Source organism: Novispirillum itersonii, assembly GCF_014205675.1.
Taxonomy (GTDB): domain Bacteria; phylum Pseudomonadota; class Alphaproteobacteria; order Rhodospirillales; family Rhodospirillaceae; genus Novispirillum; species Novispirillum itersonii_A.
The window spans coordinates 73,188-86,373 of sequence record NZ_JACIIX010000002.1 but is presented as its reverse complement, the minus strand read 5'-3'; the positions used below and the strand labels follow the sequence as shown (position 1 = coordinate 86,373).

General features: G+C 66.9%; 9 protein-coding genes. 1 reads left to right on the top strand and 8 read right to left on the bottom strand.

Annotated features, from left to right (window positions below; translation table 11 throughout):
- Positions 1-86 precede the first annotated feature (86 nt).
- The 8 genes from capA to FHS48_RS03560 form a co-directional block, all read right to left on the bottom strand.
- A complete protein-coding gene (gene capA / locus FHS48_RS03595; protein WP_184261512.1) occupies positions 87-2,228 on the bottom strand; it encodes a caprolactamase subunit alpha in 2,142 nt (713 codons plus the stop codon).
- A gap of 33 nt (positions 2,229-2,261) precedes the next feature.
- Positions 2,262-4,031, bottom strand: a complete 1,770-nt coding sequence (capB, locus tag FHS48_RS03590; protein ID WP_184261510.1) for a caprolactamase subunit beta — start codon at positions 4,029-4,031, stop codon at positions 2,262-2,264.
- Between the two features lie 172 nt (positions 4,032-4,203).
- A complete protein-coding gene (locus FHS48_RS03585) occupies positions 4,204-5,145 on the bottom strand; it encodes an ABC transporter permease (RefSeq protein ID WP_184261508.1) in 942 nt (313 codons plus the stop codon).
- A complete protein-coding gene (locus FHS48_RS03580) occupies positions 5,138-6,160 on the bottom strand; it encodes an ABC transporter permease (RefSeq protein WP_184261506.1) in 1,023 nt (340 codons plus the stop codon). The genes FHS48_RS03585 and FHS48_RS03580 overlap by 8 nt, the downstream gene beginning before the upstream one ends.
- Positions 6,157-7,701 carry a sugar ABC transporter ATP-binding protein gene (locus tag FHS48_RS03575; protein WP_184261504.1) on the bottom strand — a complete coding sequence of 515 codons (1,545 nt, stop codon included), beginning with the start codon at positions 7,699-7,701 and terminating at the stop codon, positions 6,157-6,159. The genes FHS48_RS03580 and FHS48_RS03575 overlap by 4 nt, the downstream gene beginning before the upstream one ends.
- 4 nt (positions 7,702-7,705) lie before the next feature.
- A complete protein-coding gene (gene torT / locus FHS48_RS03570) occupies positions 7,706-8,773 on the bottom strand; it encodes a TMAO reductase system periplasmic protein TorT (RefSeq protein WP_184261502.1) in 1,068 nt (355 codons plus the stop codon).
- Between the two features lie 334 nt (positions 8,774-9,107).
- On the bottom strand, positions 9,108-10,085 hold the full coding sequence (locus FHS48_RS03565) for an isoaspartyl peptidase/L-asparaginase family protein (protein ID WP_184261500.1): 978 nt from the start codon (positions 10,083-10,085) through the stop codon (positions 9,108-9,110).
- 44 nt (positions 10,086-10,129) lie between these two features.
- On the bottom strand, positions 10,130-11,200 hold the full coding sequence (locus FHS48_RS03560; protein WP_260402324.1) for a DmpA family aminopeptidase: 1,071 nt from the start codon (positions 11,198-11,200) through the stop codon (positions 10,130-10,132).
- Positions 11,201-11,566: 366 nt separating this feature from the next.
- On the opposite strand from FHS48_RS03560, the gene FHS48_RS03555 reads away from it, so the two are divergent.
- Positions 11,567-13,186 (top strand): bifunctional metallophosphatase/5'-nucleotidase, encoded by a 1,620-nt coding sequence (locus FHS48_RS03555; protein WP_184261498.1) that lies wholly within the window; start codon positions 11,567-11,569, stop codon positions 13,184-13,186.

The following is a 13,186-nucleotide window of genomic DNA, read 5'->3' as shown; positions in this document are numbered from 1 at the left end:
TCCACTCCCCCGGACAACAGTAAATCAGTAAAAACACATCCACGGCCCGGGATCTGCCCCGGGCCGTGGACGGCCTCCCCGCCCGGTCAGGCCGGAACGGCATCCGCCTGCTGTGCCCGCGCCGCAGCGGCACTGCCGGTGCGGGTCAGCAGATAGGTGCCGGACACATGCAGGGTCGCCTGCCAGCCGGGCAGCAGCACCACGTTGGTGGTGGCCTCCTCGATGATCGCCGGACCGGCAACATGGTTGCCGCCCACCATCTTCGCCCCGTCATAGACCGGGGTGGCCTGCCAATCGGCATCGCCGCCGAACAGCGCCGGACGCCTGCCGGTCAGGGCGGCACCCGCCTCGCGGTCCCCGACCGGCAGATCCGGCAGACGCGGCTTGGAGACGTGGCCGATGGCGGTGACCTCCAGATTCACCAGTTCCACCGGGCTGTGCGGCTCGCTGTAGGTATACAGGTCCTCATACCGGCGGTGGAATGCCGTCAGAATGGCATGGATCCGGTCCCGGTTCAGCGGTCCGGCCGGCACCTCGACCGTGCATTCATGCACCTGCCCGAGGTAGCGCAGCTCAACACTGCGGCGGAACTCGATCTCGCCGTCGCTGAACCCGTCGGACATCAGGGCGGTGCGCCCCTGTTCCTCCAGCTCGGCGAAGCGGGCGGTCAGGCGGGCCATCACATCGGCCTGCTCGCCATACACCCCGTCCAGACGCATCGGCAGCGATGCCAGATAGGTGTACTTCATGTCCGAAATGATCTGACCGAAGGCACACAGGCCGGAGGCCACCTTCGGCACCAGCACGGTGTCGATGCCCATTTCGTCAGCCAGCGCACAGATGTGCATCCCGGCCGCCCCACCGGCGCAGATCAGGGCGAAATCGCGCGGATCATAGCCCCGCTCGATCGACACCCGGCGGATGCCGTTGACCATGTTGATGTTGACGATGGTGGAGATACCATGCGCCGCTTTCTCCACCGAAATCCCCAGCGGATCGGCGACATCCCGGCGGATCGCCTCAATCGCCGCCTCGCGGTTCAGGCGGATGCTGCCGCCGAGGATCCGGTCAGGGTTGAGGTAGCCCAGCACCAGATTGGCATCGGTCACAGTCGGCTTGACCCCGCCCTTGCCATAACAGACCGGCCCCGGCATCGCCCCGGCGCTTTCCGGCCCGACCTCCAGCATCCCCAGCTCGTTGATACGGGCGATAGACCCGCCACCGGCCCCCAGCGTTTCCACCTGAATCATCGGCACCCCGATGCGGTAGCGCAGGAAATCGACATTCTTGTTCAGATTGGTCTGGCCGTTGCGGGTCAGGGTGATGTCAAACGACGTACCGCCCATATCAACGGTGATGACATTGTCGATGCCAAACGGGCGGGCGACGAACAGCCCGGCCTGCGGGGCCGACGCCGGGCCGGAGTTAATGGCGTTGACCGCCCGGGTCCGCATGGTGCCGCCCACCGCCAGCCCGCCGTTGGACTGGAAATAGCGCACCGGATGACGGGCCCCGATCTTTTCGAAATACTCGTCGATGTGGGAGACATAGCGCCCCATCACCGGCGACAGATAGGCATTGACCACCGTGGTCGAGGTGCGGGTGTATTCGCGGATCTGCGGGTAAACCTCGCAACCGGTGCAGATGAACACGCCGGGCAGCATCTCGCGCAGGATTTCCGCTGCCCGCAGTTCGTGCGCCGGATTGGCCACCGACCACAGGAACGACACCGCCACGCTTTCCACCCCTTCCCGGCGGAACAGCTCGGCGGCGGCGCGGACCTCGTCCTCATCCATCGCCTGCCGGACCGACCCGTCGGACAGCACCCGCTCGTTCACCGGCACCCGCAGGCGGCGCGGCACCAGCATGAAGGCCGGGGGATAATCGGCATCGTAGCGGAAACCCTCTTCCTTGTGGCCAAGGCGGATTTCCATGCTGTCCTCATGCCCGGCGGTGCACAGCAGACCGACCTTCACCCCCTTCTTCTCGATCAGGGCGTTCAGGGCCACCGTGGTGCCGTTGATGTACAGATCGGCCTCGCCGATAATGGTTTCCACCGGCACGCCCAGCGCGGCGCTGATCTGGGCCAGACCGTTGCTGATGGCGATGGTGCCGTCCTGCGGCGACGACGGCGCCTTGAACAGGTGAATCTTGCCCGGATATTCAGCCAGAATGAAGTCGGTGAAGGTGCCGCCGGCGTCAATGCCCAGACGATATTTACCCTGCATGGTCAATTTCCTTATCTAAGACGGGGCGGTCGGTCAGGCAGCGGCGGTGCGCAGCGCCTGCGTGGCCGGGGCATCAACGGCAAAGGTCAGGGGGTCGATCACCACCCCGTATTCCACACGGGCGGCCTCCACCGTCACCAGACCGTCGCGCACATCCAGGGCCACCGCCTCCGCCGGGCGGGTGAACGGATTGCCGTAGCCGCCGCCGCCGGGATTGCGGTTGCGCACCCGTTCGCCGGGGCGGATGGTGGTGATCAGGTTCTTCACATGCTCTTCCCGGCTGCCATCAGCCCGGGTGATGGTGATCCGCCCCAGCTTGGGATCCAGCAGCGCATTGCGCGCCCCGGCCGTGCCCTGCGTCGGAATCTGGCGGCCCTCCCCGAAGGCAACCACCGTCATGTCATGGCCGATCGGTTCCACCTCCCAGTCGGTACCGCTGCCACCGCGATAGCGCCCGGCCCCGCCACTGTCCGGGATCAGGCCGTAACGGTGGACGATGATCGGATAGGAATGTTCCAGCAGCTCGACATCGCCGGAGGTCAGCGCCCCGAAACAGCACAGCGGCCCGCGGGAATGCCAGCCGTCCATCGCCTGCGTCGCCCCGGCACCGGAAATGATCGAGGCCAGAACCATCGTCACATACTCATCCCCGGTGCGCGGATCGCGCCCGGCGATGTTGATGCCGGAGGCATGCCCCCACGACGCCGACACCCGTTCCGGGGCCGCTTTCTCAAAGGCCAGACGCACCGCATCGGTCAGGGTTTCCATCGGCGTGGTGGTGCAGTTGACGTGCGGGGCCGGTTCTTTCGCATTGCACAGGGTGCCGTGGTCGCCCAGATCAACGGTGACGCAGCGGTACAGCCCTTCGTTATAGGGCGGCGGCAGCTGGGCAAACATCATCAGGCCGAGATAGATCCCCGACATCGAGTTCCCGGCGTAGGAATTGATGAAATAAGGGATCTGCGGCGGGCTCTTGATGGCGACGTGACAGGTGTCGGCCTTGATGGTGATGGTGGCGGAAATCTCCATCTCGCCGAAGCCGTGCCCGGCATCCTCCAGCACCGCCGTACCGGTGTAGCTGCCATCGGGGACCGAGGCGATCAGGCTGCGCATCTGGCGGTCGGCCATCGACTTCAGCTCTTCGATACAGGCCCGCACCGTGTCGATGCCATATTTGTCGAGCAGGGCGATCAGGTTGCGCTCCCCGACCCGGCAGGCCCCGAACTGGGCATTCAGGTCGCCTTCCTGATCGCGGCGGGCCCGCATGTTGGTCAGCAGCAGGTTGATGACATCCTCCCGCCGCCGCCCCTTGTCCCACAGCTTGACCGGCGGAATCCGCAGGCCTTCGGCATAGATCTCGGTGGCGTTGGGGTTGTACCCGGCAGGCACCGGGCCGCCGATATCGGTCAGGTGGCCTTTGCAGACCGTCCAGAACACCAGCTCGCCCTGATAAAACACCGGCTTGTACATGCAGCAGTCAATGATATGGCTGCCGGCATAGGCCGGATCGTTGTGATAGATCACATCGCCTTCATTGATATCCTCGCCGAAGAAGGCCGACACCGCCTTCATCGCCGGGATCAGTGACCCCATGTGAATCGGGATATCCTGCCCCTGTAGAATCATCTCCGGATTGGCATCAAACAGGGCGTTGGAATAATCGTGGGCCAGATTGAACACGCTCGACCGGCCGGTTTTTTCCAGCGTCACGGTCATTTCCCGCTGGGCGGTTTCCAGCGCGCCGCGCACCACGGCAAGGGTGATCGGGTCCACCGGACCCCGGGACTTCGGAGCAGTTGACATAAAAGCCTCCTGAAGGGCTGATTTTTTTGTTTGGAATAAAACGATGCTACCGGGTCTGGGGCGGGTTCTCTTGCCGCCCAGCGCATGGCGATTTGTCGGCCAGAGCATTGCCCGGATCAGAAAAACCGGCTCAGAAAAACCGGCTCAGAAAAACCGGCTCTGGGAAACCGGCTCAGCGGCTGTCGCGGAAACGGTCCAGCGCCACGGCGGCCACCACCACCACGCCCAGCACGATCATCTGCACGTTGCCGTCGACCCGGGTCAGGTTCATGCCGTTGGACAGGGCGGTGACGAACACCGCCCCCAGCACCGCCCCGGTCACCCCGCCGGATCCGCCGCGCAGGCTGACCCCGCCGATGACCGCCGCAGCGATGGACTCCAGCGTCAGCGATCCGCCAAGGCTGGGTTCGCCCGATCCGGTGCGGGCGGTCAGCATCACCGCCCCCAGTCCGGCCAGCAGGGCGCACAGCGTATAGGCCCCGATCAGGGTGGCCCGCACCCGCACCCCGGCGACCTCCGCCGCCCGGGGATTGCCGCCGGTCAGATACAGCGACCGGCCGAACACCGTGCGGTGCAGCAGCAGGGCCAGCCCGAGGCTGCACAGGGCGGCAATCAGCACCGGGGCCGGTATCCCCAGCACCGTCCCGCTGTAAAACAGGGTGGTCAGCCCCTCCGGCACCCCGGTGACCGGACGGCCCCCGGACAGGGTGGAGGCCAGACCGAGGCAGATGTTCAGCATGCCCAGAGTGGCGACAAACGGATTGACCCGCAGCAGTGCCACCACTGTCCCGTTGAGCAGACCGACCGCCCCGGCCAGCAGCAGGGCCACGGCCAGTCCGGCGGCGGGCCCGGCACTGACCGCCGCCAGCGCCGCCGCCACACTGACCGCCGAGGCCGCCATGCCGACCGACAGATCAAAGCCCCGGGTCAGCAGCACCACCGTCTGCGCCAGCGTAAAGACGATCAGATAGCTGGACTGTTCCAGCACATTCAACAGGTTGCCTGCCGACAGGCTGCGCGGCTCGACGGCGGAAAAGCCGGTCAGCATCACCGCCAGCGCCAGCGGCAGGGCCAGATGCGGGATCATCCCGCGCAAAGAAATAGGATCAGACACGGACCCGCCTCCGTTTCCCCAGTTCATCCAGCGCGACGGCGGCGATCAGGATCACCCCCAGCACCACCAGCTGCGCCTTGCTGTCGACCCGCGACAGGTTCATGGCGTTGCTGATGACGGCCAGAAACACCGCCCCCAGCGCCACCATCTCCACCCGTCCGGCCCCGCCGCGCAGCGACACCCCGGCGATCACCGCCGTGGCAATGCTTTCCATCGTCATATTCAATCCGCCCAGACTGGCCTGACCGGACCCGATCCGCGCCGTCAGCAGCAGACCGGTCAGCGCCGCCAGAAGCGAACAGCCGACATAGGCGGACACGGTCCAGCCCCGCACCGCCACCCCGCTGACGCGGGCCGCCTGTACATTGCCGCCGACCGCCCGCAGGGCCGGACCGGCCAGCGTATGGCGTTGCAGCACCGCCACCACCCCCAGCAGGATCAGGCTGACCACCAGCGCCGACGGCAGACCCAGCCACACCGCCCGGCCAAAGCCGGTGACAAAGCCATCCGGCAGGCCATAGACCGGGATGCCGTTGGTCAGCAGCAGCGCCACCCCGGACGCCGCCGACATGGTCCCCAGCGTCACCATAAACGGCGACACCTTCAGCACCGCCACGCACAGGCCGTTGACCAGCCCGACCAGCGCCCCGGCCCCCAGACCGGCGGCACAGCCGACGGTGATGGCCAGTGCCGGAGACACCCCGGAGGCCGCAGCCCCGGCCATCGCCGTTGCCCCGACCGTGGAGGACAGTGCCACCACCGCCCCGACCGACAGGTCAAAGCCGCCGACGATCAGCACCAGCATCTGGCCGGAAGCCACCACCGCCAGCACCGAAGCGGACCGCAGAATGTTGAGAAGATTGGCGGTGCCGAGAAATCTCGGCTCGGTCAGGGCCAGGACCGCAACCAAGGCCAGCAGCAGCAGCGGCAGCAGGCCAATGCCCGCCACCGCCAGCATCAGGCGCTCGGCCCCCTGCTGTGGCTGCGGGTGATGGGACGGCAGATGCACGCTCATGCCGCATCCTCCTGAAAGAAGCAGGCCAGAACCTGCGCTTCGGTGATATCCGCCCCGGTCAGTTCGGCGGCAATGTGGCCGCGGTGCATCACGTACAGACGGTTGGACAGGTGCAGTACCTCCGGCAGATCGGACGACACCAGCACCACCGCCGCCCCGTCCCGGACCAGATCCCGGAGAAAGTCATAGACCTCGGCCTTGGCCCCGACATCGATACCGACCGTCGGTTCATCGAACAGGAACACCTGCGTCGGGCGGGTCAGGCCCCGGGCCAGCATCACCTTCTGGCGGTTGCCGCCGGAGAGGGTGCCGACCGCCCGCTCAATATTGGCCGGGCGCAGCCGCAGCCGGTCCATGGTGGCCTTAATGAATGACCGTTCCTGTCCGCGCCGGACCACCCCTTTCTGGCGGTCCAGCGCCGCCATCGAGGCGTTTTCCCGGATCGGACGGCCCAGCGCCAGCCCTTCCGCCACCCGGTCGGAGGGGAAGTAACACACCCCCGCCGCCAGTGCCCGGGCCGGGCCGGACGGACGGTAAGGCTGCCCCTTCAGGCGGATTTCCCCGCCGTTAAGGGTCTCCAGACCATAGACGGCACGGATCACCTCGCTCTTGCCACAGCCGACCAGTCCGGCAATGCCGGTGATCTCCCCGGCGCGGGCGATCAGGGACACATCCTCCACCGTGCGGTTGGCCAGCGTCAGGCCGGACAGCTCCAGCAGCGCCGCCCCCGGATCATGGGGGATCTGCGGATAGAGGGCATCCATCCGCCGCCCGGTCATCAGTTCGACCAGTCCGTCCTCGGTCACCCCGGCGGCGTCGATGCTGGTGATGGTGCAGCCGTCCCGCAGCACGGTGATGCGGTCAGCCAGCCGGATGATCTCGCGCAGGCGGTGGGAGACATAGATGATCCCGACCCCCTCCGCCCGCAGCCGGTCCACCAGCGCGAACAGGCGTTCGGTTTCCGCCTCGGTCAACGAGGCGGTCGGCTCGTCAAGGATCAGCACCTTGACCGGATCCATCAGCGCCTTAGCAATTTCCACCATCTGCTGATGCGCCCGCGACAGGTCGCCGGTGCGCTGGCGGGGGCTGATGTCAAAGCCCAGATCATCCAGCACCGCCTGTGCCCGCGCCCGCATCGCCCGGCGGTCCAGCACGCCGAGGCGGTGACGCTCCCGGCCCAGAAACAGGTTTTCCTCCACCGTCAGGTTGGGGGCGAGGGAGAATTCCTGAAACACCGCACTGATCCCGGCCTGCCGCGCCCGGTGCGGGGTCAGGCCCCGTACCGCCTGCCCGTCAAGGCAGTAGGATCCGGCATCGGGGCCGAAGGTTCCGGCGATGATGTTGATCAGGGTGGACTTGCCCGCCCCGTTCTCGCCCAGCAGCACATGCACGCTGCCCGCCGTCAGGGTCAGGCTGGCATCCCCCAGCGCCCGCACCCCGCCGAACCGCTTGCCGATGCCGGAGAGCATCAGCAGCGGCGGGGCTCCGTCCCCCGGTCCGGCCGGACCGGGGGAGAAGCCGCCGTTATGACTGTCGGTCATGGCCTTACGGGGTGGCTTTGACGGAGAACACCGGGCGCCACGTCGCCGGGGCCAGCACCAGCGCCATATCAATGCCCTTGATGGTATCCTGCGTGATCACCGCAGGAACCGGCTGGGCAAAGGCCATCACCGGCTGCTTCTGCAAGGCCCGGACCGCCATATCAATGCCGACCCGCCCCTGAAGCACCGGATACTGGGTGGCAAAGCCGATGATCTTTCCGGCATTCAGCGCATCCAGCATCGCCTGATTTTCGTAGGTGGACAGGATCATCACATCCTTCTCCCGCCCCACTTCGGCCACCGCACCGATGGCCGCCTCGGCGGTCGGGGCGGTGCCCCACAGCACGGTCAGGTCGGGATAGGCCTGAAGGGCATCCTGCACCAGCTGCAACTGGGCATTAACGCCGGTATCGCCGAACCGGGTGTCCAGCACCTCCACCTTGCTGTCTTTCAGGCTGTCCTTGAAGCCCTGGGCATAGGCTTCCGCCCAGCCGGAGCCCGCCGGGCCGGGGAAGGCCACCACCTTGGCCCCGTCCGCCGCCTTCCGGGCCAGATAGCGCCCGGTCTGCCCGCTCATGGTCGGGAAATCGACGAACATCTTGCCGGTGGTCTCGGCATTCTGGATCGGGTTGACGGTGCCGATCACCGGGATGCCCTTTTTGCGGGCCTCGGCGATTTTCTGGGCCAGACCGGCTTCCGAAATCGCCCCGACAACAATCGCATCGGCCTTGGCGGCCACGCAGTCATCAAACTGGGACAGCTGGCGCGGCAGGTTGGAATAGCCCCCGGCTTCATACAGGGTCATGTTGACGTTCTGGCGTTCCGCCTCCGAGGCCACCCCATAGGCCACCGCCACCCAGAAGCTGTCCTTCAGGTGCGGGAACAGCACACAGAGGTTCCACGGCTTATCGGCTTTGGCGAGGGGTTCATATTTGGCCAGACGGCGGCTGGAGCCGGAGGCGTCCACCACCTCGGCCGCCCATGCCGGGCTTTTGCCGGGGGCGGTCTGCGCCTGCGCCACGGCGGGGGCCGCCATCAGCAGGGCCGTAAAAAGAGAAAGAGTCTTGTGCATCGGAACCAATCCCTGTCTGGCAGACGCTTGGCAACCGGGCCTGCGTCCGCTCCGTGGTTTTGAGGCGATGCGGGTTCCCCCGGCGGAGATCTGAAGGGAGCCACGGCGGGAGACAGCGCCGCGTCCGGACAGGCCGGACACCGGGGAAACCGCACATCCCGGTCAGCATGGGGCCGGGGCCCGACCATGGTCTTGTCCGTCAGGGCACAGACTGTTGTCCGGGGAAGCACCCCGGCAGAGCGGCACACCGGTGCCATAAAAGCGGACAGGCCCGGCAGGGGATGCCGGGCCTGAAGTCATACGCAGGATAACAGAGTTTTACAGGACAACGGGGTTATGCCCCGCCGGAGACCGTCCCCTGCCGGTAAGCCTCGCGGTGAATCGCGGTCAGGACGGTTCCGTCCGCCCCGGCAATCCCCCGGTACATGCCGGTGCTGTTGAACGGCAGGGACACCCGGCCATCACGGTCCACCGCGACCAGCCCGCCGGACCCGCCGATATTGCCCAGCTCCGCCACCACATCACCCGCCGCCTGCTCCAGCCCCTGTCCGGCCCAGCGCATCCGGGCATCAATCTCATGGGCGACGCTGTAGCGGATGAAGTATTCGCCGTGACCGGTGGCGGAAACCGCACAGGTCCGGTTATCGGCAAAGGTCCCGGCCCCGATCACCGGGCTGTCCCCGACCCGGCCGGGGGCCTTGGCGGTCATGCCGCCGGTCGAGGTCGCCGCTGCCAGAGTGCCGTGCTGATCCCGGGCCACTGCACCGACGGTGCCATGGCGGCGCTGCTCATCGCCATCATCGGCGGCCCCGGACCGGCGGTGTTCCAGTTCCGCCTGAAGGGCATCCCAACGGGCCTGTGTGAAGAAATAGGCCGGATCTTCCATCACCAGCCCCTGACGGCGGCACAGGTCCAGCGCCCCGTCGCCGATCAGCAGCACATGGTCGGTGTGTTCCATCACCGCCCGCGCCGCCAGCACCGGGTTGCGCGGGCCGAACAGACCGGCCACCGCCCCGGCGGAGCGGTCGCGGCCATCCATCACCGCCGCATCCATCTCCTGCACCCCGGCAGCGGTATAGACCGCCCCGCGCCCGGCGTTGAACAGCGGCTCATCCTCCAGCGCCATCACCGCCTGCGTCACCGCATCCAGCGCGGTGCCGCCGCTGGCCAGAACGGCATGACCGGCGGCCAGTGCCCGGTGCAGACCGGCGTGATAGGCCTCGGTCAGCGCCGGGGTCAGCAGGTCGGGGTTGATGGTCCCGGCACCGCCATGGATGGCCAGAACAAAGGACTGGGGGGCTGAAACGGTCATCGGGGAGTCTTTCAGAAATCTGGTCAGGGAAAGGGACAACAGAGTCACACGGCAGGCAGCACCGCCGACAGGCAGGGGCGGCTGGCCCCATCCCATCCGGTCACCGGCGTGGCGGCAACCAGCGCATCCAGCACCGCCTCCTGCGTTGCCTCGGCCATGGCCTCAAACAGCAGGTCGATCCGCCGTTCGTTCAGCATCCGCAGCGGCAGAATGGCGGCGGTTTCATCATGCCCGATCCGGTTGGCGGTGGTGAAGCCCAGCGCGATATCGCCGCTGCCATGGCCCCAGAACGATCCGACCCGGGCCAGACCGACCCCGGCGCGGCGGATCACCCGCCGCAGCTGGCGGTGATCCAGCGGCACATCGGTGGCGGCGATCACGATCACCGATCCCTTTTCCGGGCTGTCCTCCGGATCAGGCAGCGGCACCCGGCGGCCATCGGGCAGCCGCAGCTCCCCCGGCCGACCGAAATTGGCCAGCACCAGAACCCCAAGGTGATAGCGCTGCCCGTCCAGCGTCAGACGGCGGGAGGCGGTGCCGATGCCGCCCTTGAAGCCGAAGCACGACATGCCGCGCCCGGCCCCGACCGAACCGACGGCCACCGCTGCCGCATCCGGACTCTCCAAGGCCGCCGTCAGGGCGGCGGCGGCATCGGCTTCCGTCACCGCCAGCGCCTGAATGTCGTTCAGCGGGCCGTCATTGCATTCCATCACCACCGGATTGACGGTGGCGGTGGCGCGGCCGATATCCGGGTTTCCGGCGATGGCGTGGCGGATCAGGGCGGTGGCGGCGGTCCCGACCGACAGGGTGTTGGTCAGCAGCACCGGGGTTTCCAGAACGCCCAGTTCTTCCACCTGCATCAGGCCGGTGCTTTTGCCAAAGCCATTCAGGACATCAACCGCCGCCACCGGTTTGTCGCGGTACAGATTGCCACTGTGCGGCAGCACCGCCGTCACCCCGGTCTGCACCCCGCCATCGGCCAGCGTGCAGTGGCCGACCCGCACCCCCGGCACATCGGTGATGGCATTCTGCGGTCCGGGCTTCAGGCGGCCACAGGCCAGCCCGGCAGCGCGGGCCCGACGGGCGGCAGGATCAGGAACAGTCATCGGGGGCATGGCACAGACCGGCGTCTCAGACAAAGGGAGGGGAACGGCGGCAGACCTGTGCCGCCGCTCCCCGTCACAGATAGCACTCCGGGGCTGAGCGGGAAAGGCATGCCAACCTTTCAGGAAGGGGGAACACCGGACCCGGTGCTGACCGCCGGGGCCGGAAAAAATAAACCTAAAGTCTTATTCAGAACCTTTTCCCGCCCTGTTCCGACCGAGGGTTTACCGGCGGTTTACACCTTGTGGATCCGGCTCATCCAGACCGGTTTCAGCCGCATATTCTGTTTGTGCGATGCAAAGATCCGGCTATCCTTGCCCCGGGGTTGAGGATCAAATGCCCGGACCGGCTGCATGCGGTCCGGAAAGGGAGCGCGCATGCCTCAGGGGATTAAAACGGCCATCCGGTCACTGACCACCGCCGCAGTGGCCCTGCTGATGCCGGTTCTGACCGCAACGGCCGCCACCGCGCAGACTGTGCCACCAGCACCGCTATCAGCACCAGCAGGGAAGACCGCACCGCAGGCGGTGAAACTGTTCTATCTGTCGAATATGCCGGAGATCTTTCCGGCGCAGGGCGAACCCGGGCTGGCACGGGCCGCCGCTGTTCTGGCCGACTTGCGGCGGGGACCAGTGCCGGTGCATTTCATCCACGGCGGAGATTCCCTCGCCCCCAGCGCCCTCGCCGCCTTTGACTATGGCGCCCACATGATCGACCTGCTGAATGCCATGGAGCCCACCGCCATGGCAATCGGCAAGCGGGAATATTCCTTCGGCCTTGATGAGCTGATCCTGCGGTCCGCCGAGGCCAACTTTCCGATGATCGCCTCCAATGTCACCGATACCCGGTTCGGGCGGCAGCCGGAGGGCCTGAAGGAAAGCCTGCTGCTGGATCTCGGCGGTTTCACGCTGGGGCTGATCGGCACCGTCAACCCCAGCCTGACCTACAAATACAATGTCCCGACAGTCCGGGTTGAGTCCGTCACCGAGGCCATCCGCCGCCGGGCCGCCGACCTGCGGCGGCGCGGGGCCACCATCGTTGTTGCCCTGACCGAAAGCCGGATCGAAACTGACCGGGACGACCATCCTGACGAAGCTCTGGTCCGGGATGGCAGCGTTGACATGCTGATCGAGGCCGTCTCGGACGAAAACAGTATCACGCCGCTGGGCGAGGGGCTGCTGGTCCGCAACGGCGGCGATACCGGACCGGTCGCCGTCCTGACCCTGCAACCGCGCCGCCGGGCGGATCGCACCCTGCGCGGCTGTCTCTGCTCCGGCGAACTGGTGCCGCTGGACACCGTCAAGCCTGACCCGGAGATCCAGCGCCTGATCACCTCCTACACCGGGCGGCTGTCCAGCCTGCTGGATACGCCGGTCGGTGTCTCCTCCACGCCGCTGGAGACCGGACGCGACATCGTCAGAAGCCGGGAAACCGCGTTCGGCAATCTGGTGGCCGACGGCATGCGCCACGTGCTGGGGGCGGAAGTGGCGATCGCCAACGGCGGATCAATCCGGGGCAACCGCCAGTATCCGGCCGGAGTGACCCTGACCCGCCGCCACATTCAGGCGGAACTGCCGTTCCGGGAACACGTCGGCCTGTATGCCGTGACCGGCGCCCAGATCCTCGGCGCGCTGGAAAACGGTCTCAGCCAGCTGGAAGACCGCTCCGGGCGGTTCCTGCATGTCTCCAACATGGTGGTCCGCTTCAACAGTGCCGCCCCGGCAGGGCAGCGGGTTGTCTCCGTCGAGGTCATGGGCAAGCCACTGGATCCGCAGCGGAGTTATAAGGTCGCCATCACCCGCTTTGTGGCGGAGGGGGGCGATCAGTTTTCCATGCTGGCCGGAGCCCCGCGCCTGAGCCACGACGTCAACCGCCGCCTGCAATGGGAAGTGCTGTCGGAATACATCAGCAGCCGGGGCACCGTTGCCCCCGCCGTCGAAGGCCGCCTGATCGATCTGGCCCCGGCCCCGGCCAAAGCCACGACCACCAAGGATTAA